The sequence below is a fragment of the Actinacidiphila rubida genome (assembly GCF_900110255.1).
Classification (GTDB): domain Bacteria; phylum Actinomycetota; class Actinomycetes; order Streptomycetales; family Streptomycetaceae; genus Actinacidiphila; species Actinacidiphila rubida.
The window spans coordinates 25,384-47,046 of sequence record NZ_FODD01000002.1 but is presented as its reverse complement, the minus strand read 5'-3'; the positions used below and the strand labels follow the sequence as shown (position 1 = coordinate 47,046).

Here is a 21,663-nt window from a genome sequence, read left to right as displayed (position 1 = left end):
CCCCGACTGGCGGATGCGGCACGCACCGGGAACGGGGCAGGTTGAGGGGGACCGCACGGCGGCTTCACGGGAGAGCAGACGTATGAGGATCGACCTGTCCGGCAGGACCGCGCTCGTCACCGGCTCCACCCAGGGCATCGGCCTGGCCATCGCCGCCGGACTCGCCCGGGCCGGGGCCCGCGTCGGCGTCAACGGGCGCAGCGCCGGGTCGGTGGACGCGGCCGTCGCGCGCCTGCGCGAGGAGACGGGCGGCGCCGAGTGCGTCGCCGTCCCCGGGGACCTCGCCAGCGACGACGGCCTGGCCGGAGCGGTCCGCGCCCTCCCCGACGCCGACATCGTCGTGAACAACCTCGGGATCTTCGGCGCCGAGGCACCGCTGGAGATCAGCGACGCGGAGTGGCGGCGCTACTTCGAGGTCAACGTGCTGACCGCGGTCCGGATGATCCGCGCCTACCTGCCGGGCATGAAGGACCGCGGCTGGGGGCGCGTCATCAACATCGCGAGCGACTCCGCCGTGGCCATCCCCGCGGAGATGATCCACTACGGCATGACGAAGACCGCGCTGCTGGCGGTGACGCGCGGTTTCGCCAAGGACGCGGCCGGCACCGGGGTCACCGTCAACTCGCTGATCGCCGGCCCGACGCACACCGGCGGCGTCGAGGACTTCGTCCGGCAGCTGGTCGGCGACGAGCTGCCGTGGGAGGAGGCGCAGCACGCCTTCATGCGCCGGTACCGCCCGCAGTCGCTGCTCCAGCGGCTGATCGAGCCGGAGGAGATCGCCAACATGGCCGTCTACCTCAGCTCGCCGCTCGCCTCCGCGACCACCGGCGGCGCGGTCCGCGTCGACGGCGGATACGTCGACGCGATCCTGCCGTAGCCGTAGCCGTAGCCGTAGCCGTAGCCGTACACCGGAACGCCGTCCCCGTTCACCCGCTCGTCGCGGCTCTCGCCGCACCCCGCCTCCGCCGGCGCGGAGCGCCCCCGCACCCCGTCCGACCAGCATGTGAAGGTGTCGTGCGCGCGGACCGTCCGAGCATGTCCCGGCGATCCCGGGGCAGGCCGCCTGCGTAAGACATGCGGCAGGAGCAGGGGTCCGGCGAGTCCGGCGACCCCGCTCCTGCCGATCGCAACGGCAAGGACGGTGGTGCATGAGCGCGACATCCACAGAGACAGAAGGGGCGACGGGCGCGCCCTCGCACCAACCCGGACTGCGGCGCGACCTGGGACGGGTCAGCCTGCTCTTCGCCTGCGTCGGCTCGATCATCGGCTCCGGGTGGCTGTTCGGCGCGCTCAACGCGGCGCGCGAGGCCGGACCGGCATCGGTGTTCTCCTGGGCCCTCGCGGCCGTGATGATCCTGCTGATCGGGCTCTGCTTCGCCGAGCTGGGCACCATGTTCCCGGTCTCGGGCGGCGTCGTGCGCTTTCCGCACCTGTCCTTCGGGTCCTTCGCCAGCTACACGATGGGCTGGATCACCTGGATCGCGGCGGCCACGGTCGCACCCATCGAGGTCGAGGGCGCGCTGCAGTACGCGACGAAATGGGCCGATTTCACGGTCGCCCACCCGACGACCGGCACCCACACGCTGACCGGTCTCGGCTACGTCGTCGCGGTCGTCGCGATGGCCTTCTTCGTGGCGCTGAACTACTTCGGCATCCGCTGGTTCGCGCGGGTCAACAACGTCCTGGTGTGGTGGAAGCTCGGCATCATCCTGCTGGTCGTGGTCGCGTTCCTGCTCACCGCGTTCCACGGGCACAACTTCGACACCAAGCAGTACGGGGGCTTCGCGCCCGGCGGCGGCAAGGGCATCTTCACCGCCATCTCGACGGCGGGGATCACCTTCTCCTTCCTCGGCTTCCGGCAGGCCGTGGAGCTGGCCGGTGAGACCGACAATCCGAAGCGCAACGTGCCCTTCGCCCTGATCGGGTCGGTGGTCATCACCGCGGCGATCTACATCCTGCTGGAGGTCGCCTTCCTCGGCGCCGTCCCCGGCCACGACCTGAGTGCCTCGCACGGCTGGCTGAACCTCCAGTTCGCCAACGACTTCGGCCCGCTCGCCGCGATAGCCAGCGCCATCGGCCTGGGCTGGCTGGCGTACCTGCTGTACGTGGACGCGGTCATCTCCCCGGCCGACACCGGCCTGATCTACACCACCGTCACGGCGCGGATCTCGTACGCGATGGGCCGCAACCGCAACGCGCCCGAGGCACTGGCCCGCACCACACCGCGCGGGGCGCCGCTGATCAGCCTGGTCGTGACGTTCGTCCTCGGCCTGATCGTGTTCCTGCCGTTCCCCAGCTGGCAGCAGCTGGTCGGGTTCATCACCTCGGCGACCGTGCTGTCCTTCGGTTCCGGCCCGCTGGTGCTGGCCGCGATGCGCCGCCAGATCCCGGACCACGAGCGGGTCTTCCGCGTCCCCGGCGGGGACGTCATCCCGTTCCTCGCCCTGTACTCGTCGAACCTGATCGTCTACTGGGCCGGCTGGAACACCAACTGGAAGCTCTTCGCCACCATCGGCATCGGCCTCGTGCTGCTCGTCGTCTTCGAGGTCACCGGGGGAGACCGCGCGCCGCGGCTCGACCTGCGCGCCGGGGCGACGTGGCTGCTGCCGTGGCTGGGCGGTCTGGCCCTGACGAGCTACGCCGGCGACTACGACGGCGGCCGCGGCTGGATCGGCCTCGGCTGGGGCTTCGCGGTCAACCTGGTGCTCGCCGCGATCGTGTACCTGCTGGCCCTGCGGGTCCGGCTCCCGGTGCCCCGGGTGGAGGAGCACATCAGGGAGGCGGCCGCCGAGTCCCGCCACGAGGAGGAGCAGCTCGGCCAGGCGCTCTGAGCGCCGACGGAAAGCGCGGTGGCCGGCCCCCGCGAGGGCCGGCCACCGCGCTTTCCGTCGGTCCCGGACGTCCGTCCCCGGTCCCGGACGTCGGTGCGGCCGGTCAGGCGGCGGGCTCGGGGAACGGGGGCAGTGCCGCCCGGTGGACCCAGGCGTCGAGGACCGGGGCGACCGGGCGGGCGGTGTACTGGGCGGCGTGGGCGGTGAGTCCGGCCGTGGTCACCACACCGTGGCGGTGCACGGCCGTCCAGCCCTTGAGCATGCGGAAGAACGCGCCCTCGCCGAGCGTGAGGCGCAGCGCGTGGACGGCCAGCCCGCCGCGCTGGTAGAGCCGGTCGTCGAACATCAGCCGGCGGCCCGGGTCGCCGAGCGTCAGGTTCTGCGGCAGCCGGGCCAGGTGCTCGTGGGCGTTGGCGGCGTGCGTGGCCGCCCGCGGGCCGCCGCTGTGCTCGGACCACAGCCACTCGGCGTACTTGGCGAAGCCCTCGTTGAGCCAGATGTGCCGCCAGTCGCCGATCGACAGGCTGTTGCCGAACCACTGGTGGGCCAGCTCGTGGGCGACCAGCCGCTCCGAATGGCGCCGCCCGCCCAGGTGGTTGGCGCCGAAAGTGGCGAGCCCCTGCGCCTCGACCGGCACGTCCAGTTCCTCGTCGGCGACGACCACCGCGTACTCGTCGAACGGATACGGCCCGAAGACGTCCTCGAAGAAGTCCATCATGCGGGTCTGCCGGCCGAAGTCGACGGCGAACTCGCGGCGCAGCCGCGACGGCACGTACCCGGTCTGCCGTACCGGGCGGCGAGGGGCGAACACCGAGCCGCCGCCGACCAGTTGCACCGCCTCGTAGCGTCCGATCGACACGGACACCAGGTAGGTGGAGGTGGGCGCCGTCTGCTCGTAGACCCAGGTGGTGCTGCTGGCCCTGGTGGTCCGGGACAGCAGCCTGCCGCTGACGACCACGGTGTACACGGACGGGGTGGTGACGGAGATCTGGTACGTCGCCTTGTCCGCGGGCCGGTCGTTGCACGGATACCACGACGACGCGCCGACCGGCTGGCTGGCCACGAGGGCGCCGTCGGTGAGTTCCTCCCAGCCCAGGCCGCCCCACTGGCTGGTGACGGGCTGGGGATTGCCGGTGTAGTGCACCTCGACGGTGAAGGCCGCGCCCGCCTCGACGGCCTTCGCCGGCCGGACCCGCAGCCGCCCCGCGCGGTGGGCGTAGTGCGCGGGCCGGCCGTCGACGACGACCCGCTGGAGCCGGAAATCGGCCAGGTCGAGAGCGAACTCCCGCAGCGTCGCGCCGCCGGCCACCGCGCTGAGCCGCGCGGTGCCGCGCAGGCGGTTGGCGGCGGGCCGGTAGTCCAGGGCGAGTTCGTAGCGATGGACCCCGTAGCGGGTGTCGCCTTGGGCGGGGAAGTACGGGTCCGCCTGCGGCGCCGCTGCTCGCTTCTGGGTCAACAGTCCTTCGCTCCCTCGTGTTCGCGGGCCGGAACCGGTGGCGGCCCCGGCGCCGCCACCCGGCCCTCGCGTCATGCCTCGTTCCGCCGCGGCTCGTCGACCGGCACCGGTCCCGTCACCGCCACCGGTCCCGTCACCGGTTCCGGCCCCTCTTCCGGCTCCTCGTCGTGCCATGCCTCGGCCGGATTGCCCAGCCAGCGGCTGTCCGCGGGGATGGACTCCGCCCGCATCACCAGCGACGCGGGGCCCAGCGTGCTCCGTGCCCCGACCTCGCTGCCGGGCAGCACGATGCCACCGGGACCGAGCGTCGAGCCCGTGCGGAGCACCACCGTATCCATCCTCATGATCCGGTCGTGGAACAGGTGGGTCTGCAGGACGCAGCCGCGGTTCACGCTCACGCCGTCCTCCAGGGTGACCAGGTCGGCCTCCGGCAGCCAGTAGCTCTCGCACCACACGCCGCGGCCGATCCGCGCGCCCAGCCCGCGCAGCCACAGGTTCATCACCGGTGTGCCCGGAACGGACCCGACGAGCCACGGCACCGCGAGCACCTCCACGAAGGTGTCGGCCAGCTCGTTGCGCCACACGAAGCCGCTCCACAACGGCCGTTCCACCGCCCGGAAGCGGCCGACCAGCAGCCACTTCGCGGCGATCGACACCACGGCGGCCACGCCACCCGCGGCCAGCAGCAGCGGTCCCGACAGCAGTGCGGCCACCACGAGCCCGTGCTGGGCCAGCCGCGCCAGCACCGTCAGGACCAGTACGGCCAGCGCCGCCGAGAACACCACCGGCACCAGCCGGCAGACCTCGACCAGCCCGCGCGCCCACACCAGGCGGGCGGGCGGCGCGTACGTCAGGCTCTGGTCGCCGTCGTCCGCGGTCCGCGGCAGCCGCACCGGTGGCATGCCGAGGTAGGAGCGGCCCTCCTTGGCCTTCTTCGGCGTGGCCGACAGCACGCCCACCAGGCCGCGGTCGGGCACCGCACGCCCCGGCGCGGTCATGCCGGAGTTGCCGAGGAACGCGCGCTCGCCGATCTCGGCCGGGCCGATCCGCAGCCAGCCGCCCCCCAGCTCGTAGGGGGCGACCAGCACGTCGTCGGCGAGGAAGGCGCCGTCGCCGACGGTGGTGAGGCTGGGCATCGCCAGCACCGTGGAGACCTCGGCCCCGCTGCCGACCTTCATGCCCAGCGCCCGCAGCCACACCGGGGTGATCAGGCCCGCGTAGAGCGGGAAGAGCTTGTCACGGGCGGTGTCCATCAGCTGGATCACCGTCCAGGACTGCCAGCCCACCCGGCTGTGCAGGGGGTGCCAGCCCGGACGCAGGCGCAGGCTCAGCAGCCGGACGGCGGCCAGCAGCAGCGCCGCGTACGTCAGGCCGAACGCCAGCGTGGCGGGCACCAGGGCGATGAGCACGCCCCTGACCGCCTCCGCCAGGCCGCTGCCGGTCGGCACCAGCGCGCCCGCGACGGCCAGCGCCGCGAGAGCCGCGACCAGCGGGAGCAACGTCAGGCCCACACCGCTGGCGCCGTAGGCCGCAGACCAGCCCGCCCGGCGGGCGGGACGCTGCTTGGGCCAGCGCCGCTCGGCGCGGCCCTGCTTCGCCGCGGGCGCGCCCGCCCAGCGCTGACCGGTGGGCACCTGGCCGGTCACGCTGGAGCCGGCCGCGATCTGCGCGCGCTTCCCTATCCGCGCGCCGGGCAGCAGGGTGCTGCGAGTGCCGACCACCGCCCCCGAGCCGACCTTCACGGGGCCGACGTGCAGCCGGTCGCCGTCGAGCCAGTAGCCGCTGAGGTCGACCTCGGCCTCGATCGCGCAGCCCCGGCCGAGCTTGAGCAGGCCGGTGATGGGAGGCAGCGCGTGCAGGTCCACGTCCGGGGCGATGCGCGCGCCGAGCGCCCGGCCGTAGCGGATCAGCCACGCGCCGGACAGGTCGGTCGCCCCGGTCACCTCGGCGAGCCGCTCGGCCGCCCACAGCCGCAGGTGGACGCCGCCGCCGCGCGGGTAGCTGCCCGGCGTCAGCCCGCGCAGCAGCAGCCGGGCCCCGCCGGCGGCCAGCGCCAGCCGGCCCGGCGGGCTGAAGAAGAGGAGCGCCGCGGCCCCGACCAGCCACCACGACGCGGTCGGCGCCCACGGGTAGTCGCCCACCACGGCCAGGACGTTGCCGAGGGCCAGCAGCCCGGTGGTCCAGCGCAGCCCGGCCAGCGCGTACAGCGGCAGCAGCGCGAGCAGCTGCACCGCCTTGGCGCGGTTCGGGACCGGCGCGATCCGTCGGGGCGGCCGGTTCTCGCGCACCGAACGGTCCAGCATCCGCGCCAGCTTGCGCACCGTCGACGCCTGGTAGAGGTCGACGACGGCCACCGACGGGAAGCGCGTGCGCAGCAGCGTGGTGAGCTGCGCGGCGGTCAGGCTGCCGCCGCCCATGGCGAAGAAGTCGTCACGGGAGTCGAGGACCGGGACGCCCAGCACCTCGCTCCACTGCTCGGCCACCCACGCCTCGGTACCGCGCAGCGGTTCGGCGGCCTCCTCGCCGGCCGCCGGCCCCGCGGACTCCGGCAGCGGCCAGGGCAGCGCGGCCCGGTCCACCTTGCCGGACGTCCGCGTCGGCAGCGTGTCCACGGTCGCCAGCAGCGGCACCAGCGCGGCGGGCAGCCGCGCGGACAGCTCGGCGACGGCCGCGGCCCGGTCCCAGCCGTCGCCGGCCACCACGTAGCCGACCAGCAGCTGGTTGCCGTGTCGGGTCGTGCGGACGGCCGCGGCGGCGCCGGCGACGCCGGGCAGCGCCTGGAGCGCGGCGTCCACCTCGCCCAGCTCGATGCGCCGGCCGCCGAGCTTGATCTGCTCGTCGGCCCGGCCGAGGAAGAGCAGCCCCTCCGGCTCGGCCTTCACCAGGTCGCCGCTGCGGTACGCGCGACGCCAGCCGAGCGACTCCAGCGGTGCGTACTTCTCCACGTCCTTCTCGGCGTCCAGGTACCGCGCCAGCCCGACGCCGCCGATGATCAGCTGGCCGCTGCCGCCCATGGGCACCGGCTCGCCGGCCTCGTCGACCACGGCCAGTTCCCAGCCGTCCAGCGGCAGGCCGATCCGCACCGGCCCCTCGCCGGTCAGCAGGGACGCGCAGGCGACGACCGTCGCCTCGGTCGGACCGTAGGTGTTCCAGACCTCGCGGCCCTCGGTGACCAGGCGCTCGACCAGTTCGGGCGGGCAGGCCTCGCCGCCGAAGATCAGCAGCCGCACCTCGTTGAGCGCCTCGGCCGGCCACAGGGCGGCGAGCGTGGGCACCGTGGACACCACGGTGATCTCCTGCTCGGTCAGCCACGGGCCCAGGTCGCTGCCGCCGCGCACCTGCGAGCGCGGCACCGGCACCAGGCAGGCGCCGTTGCGCCAGGCCAGCCACATCTCCTCGCAGGACGCGTCGAAGGCGACCGACAGCGACGCCATCACGCGGTCGCCCGGGCCGATCGGCTCGTCCTGGAGGAACAGCGCGGCCTCGGCGTCGACGAAGGCCGCGGCGTTGCGGTGGGTGACGGCGACGCCCTTGGGGCGGCCGGTGGAGCCGGAGGTGAAGATGATCCACGCGTCGTCGTCGGGGGAGGGGCGGCGGGCGGCGGGCGCGGCGTCGCGGGGCCGGCCCGTCAGGGTCAGGGCCCGGTCGGCGCCGAGTACGGCGGCCACACCGGCCTCGCCGAACACCAGCTCGGCCCGCTCGTCCGGGTCCTCGGCGTCGACCGGCACGTACGCGGCACCCGCCGCGAGCGTGGCCAGGATGCAGAGGTAGAGGTCGTTGCTGCCCGACGGCACCCGCACGCCCACCCGGTCGCCCGGGCCGATCCCGGCCGCGACGAGCGTCCGCCGCAGCCCGTCGACCTCCGCGGCCAGCGCTCGGTACGTCAGGGCGGTGCGGCCGTCGTCCAGCGCCGGCTCCTGCGGGTGGGCGAGAACCGTCGCGTGGAGCACGTCCATCAGCGTCCGCGGCGCGGCCGCCGGGCTGCCCGTGAAGTGGGCACATGGAACGGTGGGCCGCACGCCCGCGACGATCGGGCCGGCGGGGCCGATCGCGTCGGCGAGGCCGAGCATGTCAGCGGCGCCGATCGTGCCGGCGGGGCTCAGCACGTCGGCCGCGCCGATCGTGTCGATCGCGTCCTTCACGGCCGTCGTCGTCCCGGCCGCGCCCGTCATGTCGACCGGGGCCATCGTGTCGGCTCCGTCGAGTTCGCCCATCAGCAGGTCCGCGTCCCGCAGCGGGTCGCTCTGCACCTTCAGATTCATGCGCTCCTCGTCCCTCGTCCCCTTCCGGGGGGCCTGCACCCGGCTCCGGGCGCGCGATGGGAATGCCCCTGCGGGCGTCGCATCCGTACCAAAGCAAGCCAAGCCGACCAATACTAAGTGCCTCGCGTACGCGGCGCTTCCTGAGCCGGAAGTGCCAGCGACCCCTCCGAGTCCTTCCGGGCCGCACGCGCGACCCCTCTGACCTGCACCGGGAGCGGCGGGGTGGCCTCCCGTGCTGACGCCCCGTCAGGGACGGGAACGTGCCGCAACACACACCGCGGGCGGCCGTCACGCACTGTCGCGGCGACCTGCCGGGTGCCCGAAACGTCGTCCCCGGTACGGTGCGACCCCGTTTCCCGGTTCCTCCCCGGCTTTCTCCCGGGCCTCAACGCGCCCCGCTCTCCCCGCCCTTCGCCGCACCGCGGGAACGGCCGGCCGTGGCCGCCCGCCCGGTGAGCCCGTCCCGCCGCTGGGCCCACGCGAGTTGGGGTGCACCGCGCATGCCGGCCTCGCGCGTGGGCACACGCTGTTCTGACCGGACGAGAAGGAGACCCGCCGTGCCCGAACCCGCACCCCGTGCCGTGCCGGAAGCGGCACCTGAGCGTGACCGTTCGGGCGACGCGGCGGGCCGGCACGCGGACGTGCCGCCGTACCACGTCCGCGTGGAGTACGCGGACGGGCAGTGGCACCTGGCGGTGGACAGCCTGAACGACCATCCGGACCGGGGCGAGGTGGACTCCGTCGTCGTCACGGTGGCGGCGAGGAGGCCGGACGACGGGCCGCCGCCGTCCGAGATCGACGCCACGCTGCGCGGGTGCGGATTCGACCGGCACGGCGAGTGGGAGCACCAGGGCGGGACCTGGTCCGCGCCCTGCGCGCAGTCGGACGCCAAGGCGGCCCCGGCCGCCCCGCCGCCGGACGCGGAGCCCCGCCCCACCAGGTAGCCGGGCCGTTTCCGCGCCGACCCCCGGATGGCATGACTGCAATTGCCCGGAAAATGTGAGCTCGGCATGGTTGAGGCAGGGGGTCCAGCCGCACACGTGAAGGACACGCCATGCCTGGTACCGCGGGAACGAACCTGGTGATCGGTCTGACCAACACCCCGCAGGACGTCAACGGCCTGCAGGTGGCGAGCGACCGGCTCATGAAGATCACCCCGCCGGCGACGATCGGCACCGAGCACATCGACTACGCAGTGAAGGATCTCGAAGCGATCCTCGCGTCGATGAAGCAACACCCCAGGGAACACGTCGAGCTGCAGAACGCGCTGCTGCGGCAGGACCTGCCGAAGGCACTCGCCATCGCCGACAAGGTGGGGGTCTCCGAGGCGGCCCTGACCCAACAGGGCGGCGCGCAGTGGGGCGTGGTGATCGTGATCGCCATCGCGGCGGCCCTGCTGCTCAGTTCGGACTCCGGGTCGAAGTCCTCGTCGCCCCCGAAGTCGTCCGGCTCCGGCAGCGACGCCGGCACCCCGCAGTAGCCGAGGCGCGTCCCGGCCGCCGTGCCCCCCAACTCCCGGAAGGCGTAACAGCCATGCCCTCGAACACCGAAGGCCTGCGCGTCACGGTCGACGGCGATCTCCCACCGGAGGTCCTGAACAGCGTCGCCGACGCCGTGCGTCAGGCGGCCCTGGAACGCATCGCGGAACTCGACCTGTCCCCGCACCTCCGCGAGTGGCCCCTCGCGGAGCCGCCGGAGTCCATGCCGGAGGCCGCCAGGGTCGACGGCATCCTCGATCCGCTGCGCCCCTTCCTCGGCATCATCCTCAAACCGGACGCGGTCGAGTGACCACGCGTGACCGGTCGGAACTCGCCTGCCCGAGCAGCATGTGCAGCCCCGGCAACCTGCTGTTCGGCATCATCCGCCCGGACGGCCGGGTCGTCGCGCTGCAGCCGCCGCTCCCGGTCACCCAGACGTTCGCCGACAAGGCCTCGGCCGCGGGCCGGCGTCCCCCGGAGGCACGTTTCCGGTTCGCCGGACCGTGCGTCACTTCGGACTGCCTGCACTGGAAGGACGAGCGCTGCGGACTCGGCGACGCGGTGGCCCGCACCGCGGAGAGCCGGGGGCCGGCCGCCAAGGTGGCCCACTGCGCGATCCGCCCGTCCTGCCGCTGGTGGCACGAACAAGGCGGCTCCGCCTGCCAGGTGTGCCCGCGGATCGCGCACACCGAGGCGCCGATCGCCGAGGCGTGACGCCGGGCCGGCCCGACTGTTCGTGCCTGGCGCACCCGCCGACTCGTGGCCCGGGCTGGTGTCCCGGCCCCACCGAGTCGTCCCGGAAACGCCACCGCGCCGGGGACCCGCGGAAAGGCCGCGGATCCCCGGCGCGGGGTGATGGTCAGTGGTGCGGGGACGGGCGTCAGGGCTTGATGACGACCGAGGAGACGATCTTGTCGGCGAAGGTCTGCCGCTTCTGGTCCCACAGCGGCCACAGGTAGCCGAGGAAGCACGCCAGCGCGTCCAGGATGTGCAGGAGGCGTCGACCCAAGGCCCGCCCGAAACCGAGCAGTTGACCGTCCGCCTCGCGCAGCGTGCGGGTGCCGACCGCCATCTTGCCGGGCGTCTGGCCCTTCGTGCCCTCCATGTAGGCCAGCACGACGAGGACCACCAGGCCGGCCAGCGAGCCCGCCGTGCTGCCGGCGGCCACGGACACCACGACGTTCACCACGAGGGTGATGACGGCGTCTATCAGACCGGACAGGAAACGCCAGCCCCAGGAAGCCAGCGGCGGCATGCCCGCAGGCGCCTGGCCGTAGGCGCTGAGGTCCTGCGGACCTCCGCCGGGGTACGCCGGCATGCCGGGCTGTCCGTAGGGGCCCGCCTGGCCCTGACCGTACGGGTTCTGGGCGTAAGGGTCCTGGCTGTAGGGATTCTGGCCGTAAGGTCCGGGTTGGCCCCCCGGAGTACCGCCGTATGGAGGCTGGTTCTCGCTCATGCCGAGGAGTAAAGCAGGTCGCCTGACCAGCGGAAAGCCCTCCCGGCGCATCTGTGATGACACTGTTGCGCCCCAGTCGCACAGGTGTTGCCCGACGAGGGCGGGACGGGACCGTGAACGCCGTTGCGTGCGGCCGGAAGCGGACGCGCGGGCCTCCTGCCAGGACGTTCCTCACCGCACGCCGGGGGAGGTGGCCAGGGCGTCGATCGCGACGGGGGCGCTGATGGCGTCGAGGACGTCCAGGACGTCCGGCGCACCGGATGCGGGAGTGTCCGCGAGCCCGCGGTCGAGTTGGAGCGCCAGCGCCCGCAGACCACGGTGCGCGGCGGTGCGGACGGCGCCCGGGCGTTTGCGGAGGATCCGGCCGGCGGTGCGGGCGTCCAGGCCGATGACCACGCGGAGCAGGACCGCCTGCGCCTGGTCGGGGGGCAGGCCGCCGATCAGGCGCAGCGCCTCCGCGGTCGACATGCGCTCCGCCGCGTCGGCGGGTGTGTCGTCGGGTGCCCTGCGGTCGGGCAGCAGGTGGTGGGGCTGCGGGGTGGACAACGTCCGGCGCCGCAGATGGTCGATGGCGCGGTGGCGGGCGATGGCGGTCGCCCAGCCGAGGAACGTGCCGCGCTCGGCGCGGAAGGCCGGCAGGTCGGTGACGATCCGGGCCCAGGTCTCCGACGCGACGTCGTCGGCGTCGTTCTCGCCGACCATGGCCCGCAGGTAGTTCAGCAGTCGTAAGGAGGTGGCGCGGTAGAGCGCCAGGAACGCGTCCTGGTCGCCGCGCCGAGCGCGGTCCGCCAGGTCGCGGACGAGGGATTCGCGTGCCGTTGCGGTCGGTCGTTCCTCAGGTGGGCCGGCGACGGCTTCAGCCATCGGCCCGCGAAGTGCCGGTCGTGCAGGTGGCCCGGCCGTAGGGGCCGTGGGCGCGGGACCCGGTGAGCTTGCGGCCGTCGACGCTGATCGAGCACGCGGCGTCGCCGCCGGACGGCCCCAGCACGACCGTGAGGACGTACCCCGCGCCCGTCGCCGACACGGTCTTCGTCCAGGGCAGCACGGCGTGCGCGACCTTCCCCGACCTGGCCGTCGTGCCGGTGCTGTAGCCGAGGTCCGCGGTTCCGGATCCGTCGACCTGGAACGCGACCCGGTGGCTCGGGCCGGCCGGGGCGGACGTGGCGCCGTCGTGGTGGGACGAGCCGGTGCACCCGGCGAGGAGCAGGGGTGCGGCGAGTGCGGTCGCGACGACGGCGCGCCCGATGCGTCGAGGGGGTGGTTCGTCCGGTCTCGTCCGTCCGTGCCGTCTGCCGGCATGGAACGTGTGCCCCGTGTGGACCATGAACCCCAGCTCCCTCCCTGGCCGGGCTGCAACGGTAGGTGCAAGTTGCCGCCGTCGCCAGGGCAACCTTTTGGGGTTCTCGAACGTCGTGCCGAGCTCGAACCGGCCCAATCCGGGACGTGGCTGACGGGGCATTACCAAAACTTTGAACCCGGAGTGCGCGGAGCCCGTCCGGCCGGCCGCGGGAGTCCTGCCGGCGCCGACCTGACGGTGCGTGAGGTGACGGGCGCCGCTGCGCCGCAGGTCAGAGCGGCGGCGTAACACAATCGCGGCCGGCCACGGACATAGGTGTGGCGCTGCGGTCCCTGTGCGCCCCCGTTGGACGGAGGTTCGCATGGGTCGGCTGCATCGGTGGTCAGCACGCGTTCTGGCAGTGACGTTGGTGAGCATGGGACTGCCGGCGGTGTCGGCGACCGTGGCGAGCGCCCACGGGGCGGCGCACTCGGCGCAGGTGCAGCCGAAGGGCGACGGAGGCTGGAAGGGGACGTCGGCGCCGAAACCCGCGCCGTTCTCCTGGAAGTCGCCGGCCGGCCGCGGCGTCAAGGTGGTGAAGACCGATCCGCACGCCCATCGCGTCAAGGAGCTGACCGGGCGCCGGACCGCGGACTCCAGCTTCTTCCGGATGTCCGACGGGAGCGTCCAGGAGGAGGTCTCGGCGGTCCCGGTGCACTACCGGGACGCGAAGGGCGTCTGGCGGGACATCGACCCGTCCGTGCGGTCGCTGGCCCACGACGGGTACACCGCGGGCAGCACCGGCAACGCGTTCCGGACGTACTTCTCGCCGGAGGCGTCGCGGCTGGTGCGCCTCGAGCGCGGCAATGGCGTCGTGGAGCTCGGCGCGGACGGAGCGGTCACGTCCCGTCCGAAGGTCTCGGGCGACCGGGTCGCGTACAAGGGCGCGTATCCGGGCGCCGACCTGACTTACCAGACCGGTCCGTCAGGCGTGAAGGAGTCCATCGTCCTGGCGAAGGCGCCGGCGGCGGGCGCCTCGTACGCGTTCACGCTGAAACTGCCGGGACTCACGCCCCGGCAGCTGGCGGACGGCGCGATCGCGCTCTACGGCGGTGAGGCGAACACCCCGCTGTTCACGATCCCCGCGCCGTACATGTCCGACGCCAGGGACGACGCGAACTCGCCCTACGGCAAGGTCTCCTCGACGAAGGTCGCGCAGACCATGAGCTGGGACGCGAAGGCGGGCGTCCTGCACCTGAAGGTGACCCCCGACGCCGGCTGGCTGGCCGACGCGCACCGGCGGTACCCGGTGACCATCGACCCGACGATCGTGGTGTCGCCGGCCCCGTCGGACGCCGCGAACGTGATGGTCCTCGCCGACAGCCCGACGACGAACTACGCGTCCTCGTGGCGGTTGTCGGTCGGGACGACGACCACCGGCGCAGCGCGTTCGCTGATCCGGTTCCCGATGCCGTCCGTGCCGGCCGGCACCACGGTCACCTCCGCGGATCTGAAGCTGTACTACGACCAGACGTTCACCACCGGCACCAACACGGTGCCGATGCAGGCGCTCGCCGCGAACGCGTCGTGGAATCCGGCGAACGCCACCTGGAACAGCGCGAGCGGGATCGGCGGACCGGTCGCCGGCACCACGTCGATGGCCGCGAACGCGCTGGGCGTGTGGAACGACTTCCCCGTCACCTCCACGGTGCAGGGCTGGCTCAACGGGACGACGGCGAACAACGGGTTCGTCCTCAAGGCCGCCGGTGAGAGCACGCTCGGCCAGGGCGGACCGCGCTACGAGGGCTCGGCCTACGCCTACGGCGGCGAGGCCGCCAACTACCCGAAGCTGGTGATCACCTACGGCGTTCCCGGCGTGGCACTCAGCGCGCCGACGGTGATCCACGCCACCGGTGCCGAGCTGTCCTGGCCCACCTACACCAACACCAGCGGTGACACCGGCAACGACCTCGCCGGGTACGAGGTGCACCGCAGCATCTACCAGACCTTCACCCCGTCCGCGTCGACCCGGATCGCCCCGATCAAGCCCGGGACCACCGCGTTCACCGACTCGACGGCGGTGCCCACCGCGGCCGACAGCGCGGACCCGTACGGCAACGCCTACTACTACATGGTCGTGGTGAAGACGAAGTCCGGGGCACTGATCCCCGGGCCGACGCAGCTGGTCCGGCTCCCGAAGGCCGGGCGCACCACGCTCATCGTCCCGGCGCAGTCGGCGACCACCCTGTCGTCCGCGGAACCGGGCACCGTGCTCAACACCTTGAGCAACGGCGGCACTTCGGAGCCGTGGCTGGAGGTAGGCAACAGCTCCGCCACGTACGGCGTCGCGCGCTCGGTGGTCAACTTCCCGGCGCTGTCGGCCGTTCCCGCGGGCTCGACCGTGCTGGACGCGCACCTGAAGCTGTGGCAGGAGACCACCACCACCGGCACGTCCGGCGCCGTCTACGAACTGCACGCCCTGACCCGCCCGTTCACCGGCAGCCAGGCCACCTGGAACAGCGCCGCGACCGGAACCGCGTGGACGAAGGCGGGAGGCGACGTCACCGCCGCCGCCGACGGTACGGTCGGCGGCCTGACCAACGACCCGAACCGGCAGACGTTCGACGCGACCAGCATCGTGCAGGGCTGGATCAACACGCCGTCCACCGACGACGGCCTGCTGGTGAAGCTCGCCGCGGAGACCACCACGTCCCCGCAGGAGCGGACCATCTTCGCCGGGCCCGCCACCGCCGAACCGGCCCTGGCGCCGGCACTGGTGGTCACCTACCTCGACACGTCACCCGGCTCCACGTACTACGCGCCGACCACCCCGTCCGGGATGGTGCCCGGCACCACCTACACCGTGCCGGTGACGATCAACAACACCACCGCCGCCGCCTGGAGCGCGTCCAGCGAGGTGCTCACCTACCACTGGCTGCTGCCCGACGGCACCGACGTCACCACCAGCGGCAACCAGCTGCAGACCGCGCTGCCCGCCGACCTGGTCCCCGCGGACACGGTCACCCTCAACGCGCAGGTCACGCCGCCCGCGGTGGCGGACGGCAACCAGGACGAGGGCGCGACGCTCGCGTGGGACATGTACAACAAGACCACCGGCACCTATCTGTCGTCCGGCACGGCGGGCGCCGCGCCGATGGCGCACGGGGCCAGGCCGGCCGCGGCCGCGGCAGGTTCGGGCGGCGCGGGATCGCTGCAGCAGCAGGTCAGCGTAGACCCGACCGGCAACAACCAGCTGGGGCTGGAGAAGTTCTACCCGTACGCGACCACGCCGACGGGGTCGGGCTCCGCGCTCTACTCCAACGAGGCGTCCGGCAACACGGTGTGGAACGACGACCTGTTCAGCAACCCGTCGGTCGGCTTCGACACCGCCCTGCGCCTGTCGTACAACTCGATGTCCACGATGGACACGAGCACCGGGTTCGGCTGGAGCATCGAGGCGTCCGCGCCGATCCGGCTGGGCCAGGCCCTGCAGTTCCACCCCGCGACCAAGCCGACCTCCGTGGTGATGGTCGACGGCACGGGCAACGCCCACCAGTGGAACTGGAACGCCACCACCAGTACATGGACGTCGCCACCGGGTGTGCACCTGTTCCTCCAGGGGACGGCCTGCAAGCCGCAGGACACCAACGCCCGCGCCTGGAAGATGACCCGGCCGGACCGCACCACGTACTACTTCGACTGCGAGGGCTATCCGACCGCGCAGGTCGACGCCAACGGGAACGAGGCCGACTTCGCCTACACCTCGCGCCAGAGTGAGAACAAGCCGGAGGAGTTCCTCGACTCCATCTCCGACCCGCTGCACATCCAGACCCTCACGCTGTCGTACTACGCCAAGGGCGACAGCTACTCGTACATCGACTCCACCGGCGCCCTGGTGGCCGGCACGAACCTGACCGACCCGGCGATCATCGACCACGTCAGGTCGATCACCGACGTCTCCGGCCGGACGCTCGACTTCTACTACACCAGCCAGGGCCTGCTCCGCCGGTTCGTCGACGGCGCCGGGACCGGCGTCGCCAAGACGTTCAACTTCACGTACGACGCCACGCAGGGCATGAAGAACGTCAAGCTGGTCGCGGTCCAGGACCCGCGCGGCAACACGACGCACGTCGCCTACTACCCGGACTCGTCGCCGACCAAGTGGTGGACGCAGACCGTCACCGACCGCGACGGGTACGCCACCGGCCTCGCCTACGTGCAGCCGGGGACCGTCACCGGCGCCGCCACCACCGCGACGGTCACCGACCCCAACGGCGGCACGTGGATCCACCACACCGACGCGGCGGGCCGGCTGATCCAGGAGGTCGACCCCGCGCCCACGGCCGGCGGGCACGCCCAGACCACCACCCTCAAGTGGGACGCGGACAACAACGTCACCGACCTCACCGAGGACAACGGCGCCCACAACGCGTGGACGTACGACCCGAACACCGGCTACCCGCTCACGTACAAGGACGCGCTCGCGGTCAAGAACGGAACCGCCGCCAGCACGTACACCTACGCCACCGACGACAGCGCCGATTCGACGCTGTCCGGCCACATCGCGTTCCTCACCGACCGGACCTCCCCGCAGGGCCGGCGCACGCACCTCACCTACTACCCGCTCAGCCCCGGCGACCCCGGTTACGTCGCCACCGCCGGGTACGCCGGCAACCTGGAGACGTCCCAGGCGCCCGGCGGAACCGCGGTGAACGCGCCGCCGAACTCCTACCTCACCACGTACACGTACGACATGTACGGGCAGGTCGCGTCCGTCAAGGACGCCAACGGGCACACGAGTTACTACACCAACAGCCACTCCCTGCCCGGTTCCGGCACCCAGTTCCCCGAGCCCACCGGGCAGCCGGACTCCGTCACGGACGCCGCGGGCAACACGACCACGTTCGTCTACGGTCCGCGCGGCGAGCTCACCTCGACCACCGACCCCGAAGGCCACACCGCCACCGCCAACTACGACGTGTTCCTGCGTCAGTTGGACTCCCACATCCCCAAGGACACGGCGGCCGGGCAGACGATCGCCTATCCCGCACCCGGGTACGACGGCAACAACGACGTCACACAGTCCACGTCGGCCACCGGCGCGGTGACCACCCACGTCTACGACCCCGACGGCCGGGTCACCTCGACCACGCTGCCGCCCGACGACTCGGCCTCGCCCCCGGCACGCACCATCACCTACGGGTACGACAAGGTCGGCAACACGACCAGCACCGTGTCTCCGCTCGGCAACGTGCCCGGTGCGACGGCGGCGGACCACGCCACCACGATCGGCTACGACGCGGAGAACCAGGAGACCTCGGTCACCGACGCCCTCGGGCAGAAGACCCTGATCGGCTACGACACCGTCGGCGACAAGACGTCCGTCACCGACCCGAAGAACAACGTCACCACGTTCGGGTTCGACCTGGACCACCGCCCGACCGGCACCACCGACGCGAAGAAGTACACCACGTCGATCGGGTACGACCTCGACGGGCTGAAGACCTCGACGACCGACCAGAACGGCAGCACCGACACCTACACGCTCGACCCGAACGGCCAGGTCACCCAGGCCGACGTGCTGCACGCCTCGAACGGCACGACCAGCTTCGCCTACAACACCACGCAGTACACGTACGACCAGGTCGGCAACAACACCAGCGTGGTCTCGCCGCAGGGCGTGGTCTCCGCCGCGAGCGGCGTCACCGGCGCGTACACCACCTCCACGCAGTACGACGCCGACAACCGGGTGGCCAAGAAGCTCGGCGCGATCCTGCCCGGCGATCCGGTCTACGGCGCGGCCGAGCAGCCGGAGAGCGACTACAGCTACACCCCGGACAGCCAGGTCGGCACGGTCACGCAGAGGACGGTGACGCCGTACCCGGGAACGAACGCGGCCCCGACCACGTCCACCGCGACGACGACGTACGCCTACTTCGACAACGGCCAGACGCGCAGCATCACCGACCCGTTCGGCATCAAGACGGCCTACGGCTACGACAACGCGGGCCGGCAGACCAGCCGGACGCTCACGCCCGCGGAGAACACCACGCAGCGCACCATGTCGTGGTCGTACTTCCCCGACGGCAGCACCCAGTCGTTCACCGACACCGGACTCGGTGCCGGCTGGCAGGACCAGGTCATCACCTCGACCGGGCCCAACGCCCAGAACACGCTGAACTGGACCCCGTCGAACGGCGGTTACCAGGGTGAGCCGTACTTCGTCAGCCAGAACACCACCAACCCGGTGACCTGGAACTTCACCGTCCCGCAGCAGGGCACCTACAGCATCAAGGTGTTCGTCCCGAACAACAGCTCGCTGAACGGCGTGAAGTCCGCGAGCTACACGGTGAACTACAACGGCGCTCCCGTGCAGAGCGACATCACGGTCACCCAGAGCACCAGCCAGGGCACCTGGGTGACGCTCGGCTCCAACTTCACGTTCGGCGCGGCCGGCACCACCGGCAGCGTCGTCCTCACCCCGCTCAGCGGGACGACGGTGGCCGCCGACGCGGTCGAACTGGTCCGCAACACCAGCACCGACACCCAGCCCAACCCGACCTGGCTGACCTACGCGTACGACGCCGACGGCAACACCGTGGGGACCACCGACCTCTCGCCGAACGCGGCGTTCAGCAACTACGTCAAGAGCTACGACCACCTGGACCGGCTCAAGCAGGTGCAGGAGGCGTCCGGTTCCACCGTCGAGCACACCGTCGGCTACGGCTACGACGCCGACGGCAACGTCGCCAGCCAGACCGCCGACTCGCGGATCGACACCTACGGCTACGACGCGCTGAACCATCTGGCGCAGGTCACCAACAAGCAGTCCAGCGCCGACCCGGGGCTGACCACCGGCTACACCTACACCCCGCTCGGCGAGCGGGCCACCGAGAGCAAGCCGAACGGCAACCAGGTCACCTACGGCTACAACCTCGACGGCACGCTGCGGTCCAGCTCCGAGGTGACGGGCTCGGGCACCACCGTCGACTCGCACCAGCTGGGCTACGACCCCAACAACAACGTCATCTCCGACGAGTCGACGCTGCAACGCGCCAGCGGCCTGCCGGCCCTCGACCGGACGACGACCCGCACCTACAGCCCCGACAACCAGGTCACCGGCGTCACCAACGCTCCCGACGGGAAGTTCGACCAGAACTACACGTACGACAGTTCCGGCGACATCATCGACGAGACGATCAACGGCGCTCCCCAGGTCTCGTACACCTACGACCGCGGACGGCTCGTCCAGTCCGACACCAGCGGCGCCTACCAGTACGACACCCTGGGCCGGCTGACCGAGATCGCCAACGGCAACTTCACCGGCTACGTCGGGTCCGCGGCCCAGAAGAACGTCTACGACGGCTACGACAACATCCTGTCCTCGTCGTCGACGACGACCGACCCCAAGACCAGCACCGCCACGACCAACACGACCCAGTACACGTACGACTCGATGAACCGGGCCGCCAAGGAGACGCTCAACGACGGCACCGCCACCGCGCAGACGTCGTCGTTCGACTACCTCGGCACCAGCAACCTCGTCCTGGACGAGAACGGCACGGGGTACAACGCCGCCGACAAGGTCTACAACTACTCACCCACCGGTGAGCGGTTGGAGATGACGAACACCTACACCGCCGGCGGTCCGGGTGCGACGTCGGAGAACTACTACACGTACAACGGGCACGGCGACGTCGAGGCGCTGACCGACACCTCCGGGTCGACGGACGCCACCTACGGCTACACCGCCTACGGAGCCGACGCCGACACCGGCGACGCCAACACCCCGGACTCCGGGCCCGACCAGCCGACCACGCCACCGGCGGCCACGGCGACCCTGCCGTTCAACGCCTACCGGTTCAACGCGGCCCGGGTGGACGTGTCGACCAGCAACCTCAACATGGGAGCCCGCTCCTACGACCCCAACATCAACCGCTTCCTGACCCGGGACACCTTCAACAGCGCGGGCGCCGACGCGGGGATCTCCGCCCTCGGCACCCCGTACGGCTTCGCCGGCGGCAACCCGGTCAGCAACGTCGAGATGGACGGGCACGGGTGGAAGACGTGGCTGGGCGTCGGCCTGGTCGCGGCTGCGGTGGCCGGTGCGGTCATCTGCACCGTGGCCACCGGGGGCGGCTGCCTGGTCGCGATCGCCTCCGCCACGGCGGACGCCGCGGCGTTCGGCGCCGAGGCCTCGGTGGGCGCGGCCGTGATCTCGTCGATCGTCGAGGGCGTCAGCGCCACCGCCGGCCTCCTCGGTGCCGAGGGCGCCGTGGCCGCGGTCGGGGCCGGCGCTCTGGGCGCCGGGACGGCGGCCGCCATCGAGGAGTCGGTGGCCGCGGACGCCGGGGCGGTCGAAGCCTCGGCCGGGTCGGCGGCAGCCGACGAGCAGGCCGCCGCCGCGGCGTCGGACAACGTCCCCAGCAACGCCTACCGCAGTGCGGCCAAGGGCCGGCCGACGTACTACAAGGACGGGCCGATCATCAGCCTGAACCGGTTCCGCATGGCGATGGGACGGGCCGGGCTGAGCGAGGACTTCGAGAAGTACGAGTACATCTACGAGCCGGAGTACACCGACGCCGAAGGCCGGCCGGCACTCGGGGACAGTCTGGTGACGATCAGTCAGAAGACCGAGCGTTTCGCAGTGATCCGCGGCGAGAGCGGCCGGCCCATCATCCGCTTCGCGAACCTCGGGCTGCGCAGCATGAAGGAGGCCGTGACCACCTTCTACCACGAGGTTTACCATCAGGACACCATCGCTCTGAGCCACGGCACGAGCAAGGGCCTGGAAGACGACGCGGAAGCCTACGGGCAGGCGATGTGGGAGAAGCTGAAGTCCCGGTTCTAGCGACCGGGGAGCGGTGACAGGATTCCGGGGCGGTCGATTCCGACCGCCCCGGA

The 21,663-nt window shown here is 72.1% G+C and carries 12 protein-coding genes; 7 read left to right on the top strand and 5 right to left on the bottom strand.

What is annotated here, in order from left to right:
* The first annotated feature begins 82 nt into the window (after nucleotides 1-82).
* Both BMW99_RS01840 and BMW99_RS01835 read left to right on the top strand, forming a co-directional pair.
* Nucleotides 83-877: an SDR family NAD(P)-dependent oxidoreductase gene (locus tag BMW99_RS01840; protein WP_075016111.1), complete on the top strand. Its 795-nt coding sequence runs from the start codon at nucleotides 83-85 to the stop codon at nucleotides 875-877.
* 271 nt (nucleotides 878-1,148) lie between these two features.
* Nucleotides 1,149-2,831, top strand: a complete 1,683-nt coding sequence (locus tag BMW99_RS01835; protein WP_069467001.1) for an APC family permease — start codon at nucleotides 1,149-1,151, stop codon at nucleotides 2,829-2,831.
* Nucleotides 2,832-2,934: 103 nt separating this feature from the next.
* On the opposite strand, the gene BMW99_RS01830 is transcribed toward BMW99_RS01835, so the two are convergent.
* Both BMW99_RS01830 and BMW99_RS01825 read right to left on the bottom strand, forming a co-directional pair.
* Nucleotides 2,935-4,287, bottom strand: coding sequence for a M1 family metallopeptidase (locus BMW99_RS01830; protein WP_069464431.1), 1,353 nt, complete (start codon nucleotides 4,285-4,287; stop codon nucleotides 2,935-2,937).
* 71 nt (nucleotides 4,288-4,358) lie between these two features.
* The gene (locus BMW99_RS01825; protein WP_245791132.1) at nucleotides 4,359-8,549 is read right to left on the bottom strand and encodes a Pls/PosA family non-ribosomal peptide synthetase; all 4,191 of its coding nucleotides are present in this window, start codon (nucleotides 8,547-8,549) and stop codon (nucleotides 4,359-4,361) included.
* 557 nt (nucleotides 8,550-9,106) lie between these two features.
* Between BMW99_RS01825 and BMW99_RS01820 the strand changes: the two genes are divergently transcribed.
* From BMW99_RS01820 to BMW99_RS39840, 4 genes are all read left to right on the top strand, one after another.
* The gene (locus BMW99_RS01820; protein WP_075016110.1) at nucleotides 9,107-9,493 is read left to right on the top strand and encodes a hypothetical protein; all 387 of its coding nucleotides are present in this window, start codon (nucleotides 9,107-9,109) and stop codon (nucleotides 9,491-9,493) included.
* A 110-nt stretch (nucleotides 9,494-9,603) separates the two neighbouring features.
* On the top strand, nucleotides 9,604-10,029 hold the full coding sequence (locus BMW99_RS39850; RefSeq protein ID WP_069462980.1) for a hypothetical protein: 426 nt from the start codon (nucleotides 9,604-9,606) through the stop codon (nucleotides 10,027-10,029).
* Between the two features lie 53 nt (nucleotides 10,030-10,082).
* Nucleotides 10,083-10,337 carry a hypothetical protein gene (locus BMW99_RS39845; RefSeq protein WP_069462979.1) on the top strand — a complete coding sequence of 85 codons (255 nt, stop codon included), beginning with the start codon at nucleotides 10,083-10,085 and terminating at the stop codon, nucleotides 10,335-10,337.
* Nucleotides 10,334-10,741, top strand: a complete 408-nt coding sequence (locus BMW99_RS39840; RefSeq protein WP_079138319.1) for a hypothetical protein — start codon at nucleotides 10,334-10,336, stop codon at nucleotides 10,739-10,741. The genes BMW99_RS39845 and BMW99_RS39840 overlap by 4 nt, the downstream gene beginning before the upstream one ends.
* Nucleotides 10,742-10,907: 166 nt before the next feature.
* On the opposite strand, the gene BMW99_RS01800 is transcribed toward BMW99_RS39840, so the two are convergent.
* The 3 genes from BMW99_RS01800 to BMW99_RS01790 all read right to left on the bottom strand — a co-directional run bounded on the left by BMW99_RS01800 (nucleotide 10,908) and on the right by BMW99_RS01790 (nucleotide 12,807).
* Nucleotides 10,908-11,483, bottom strand: a complete 576-nt coding sequence (locus BMW99_RS01800; RefSeq protein WP_069462978.1) for an RDD family protein — start codon at nucleotides 11,481-11,483, stop codon at nucleotides 10,908-10,910.
* Nucleotides 11,484-11,654: 171 nt separating this feature from the next.
* Nucleotides 11,655-12,347, bottom strand: a complete 693-nt coding sequence (locus BMW99_RS01795) for an RNA polymerase sigma factor (protein WP_069462977.1) — start codon at nucleotides 12,345-12,347, stop codon at nucleotides 11,655-11,657.
* Nucleotides 12,340-12,807 carry an MmpS family transport accessory protein gene (locus BMW99_RS01790; RefSeq protein WP_069462976.1) on the bottom strand — a complete coding sequence of 156 codons (468 nt, stop codon included), beginning with the start codon at nucleotides 12,805-12,807 and terminating at the stop codon, nucleotides 12,340-12,342. Before BMW99_RS01790 ends, BMW99_RS01795 begins: the two co-directional genes overlap by 8 nt.
* 388 nt (nucleotides 12,808-13,195) lie before the next feature.
* Here BMW99_RS01790 and BMW99_RS39010 point away from each other — a divergent pair, with 388 nt between their 5' ends.
* On the top strand, nucleotides 13,196-21,610 hold the full coding sequence (locus tag BMW99_RS39010) for a DNRLRE domain-containing protein (protein WP_069462975.1): 8,415 nt from the start codon (nucleotides 13,196-13,198) through the stop codon (nucleotides 21,608-21,610).
* The last annotated feature ends 53 nt before the right edge of the window (nucleotides 21,611-21,663 follow it).

Excerpts from the sequence above, each read along its gene's own strand:
- BMW99_RS01840 (WP_075016111.1), top strand. The coding sequence starts at position 83 with ATGAGGATCGACCTGTCCGGCAGGACCGCGCTCGTCACCGGCTCCACC.
- BMW99_RS01835 (WP_069467001.1), top strand. The coding sequence starts at position 1,149 with ATGAGCGCGACATCCACAGAGACAGAAGGGGCGACGGGCGCGCCCTCG.
- BMW99_RS01825 (WP_245791132.1), bottom strand. The coding sequence starts at position 8,549 with ATGAATCTGAAGGTGCAGAGCGACCCGCTGCGGGACGCGGACCTGCTG.
- BMW99_RS39850 (WP_069462980.1), top strand. The coding sequence starts at position 9,604 with ATGCCTGGTACCGCGGGAACGAACCTGGTGATCGGTCTGACCAACACC.
- BMW99_RS39845 (WP_069462979.1), top strand. The coding sequence starts at position 10,083 with ATGCCCTCGAACACCGAAGGCCTGCGCGTCACGGTCGACGGCGATCTC.
- BMW99_RS01800 (WP_069462978.1), bottom strand. The coding sequence starts at position 11,483 with ATGAGCGAGAACCAGCCTCCATACGGCGGTACTCCGGGGGGCCAACCC.
- BMW99_RS01795 (WP_069462977.1), bottom strand. The coding sequence starts at position 12,347 with ATGGCTGAAGCCGTCGCCGGCCCACCTGAGGAACGACCGACCGCAACG.
- BMW99_RS01790 (WP_069462976.1), bottom strand. The coding sequence starts at position 12,807 with ATGGTCCACACGGGGCACACGTTCCATGCCGGCAGACGGCACGGACGG.
- BMW99_RS39010 (WP_069462975.1), top strand. The coding sequence starts at position 13,196 with ATGGGACTGCCGGCGGTGTCGGCGACCGTGGCGAGCGCCCACGGGGCG.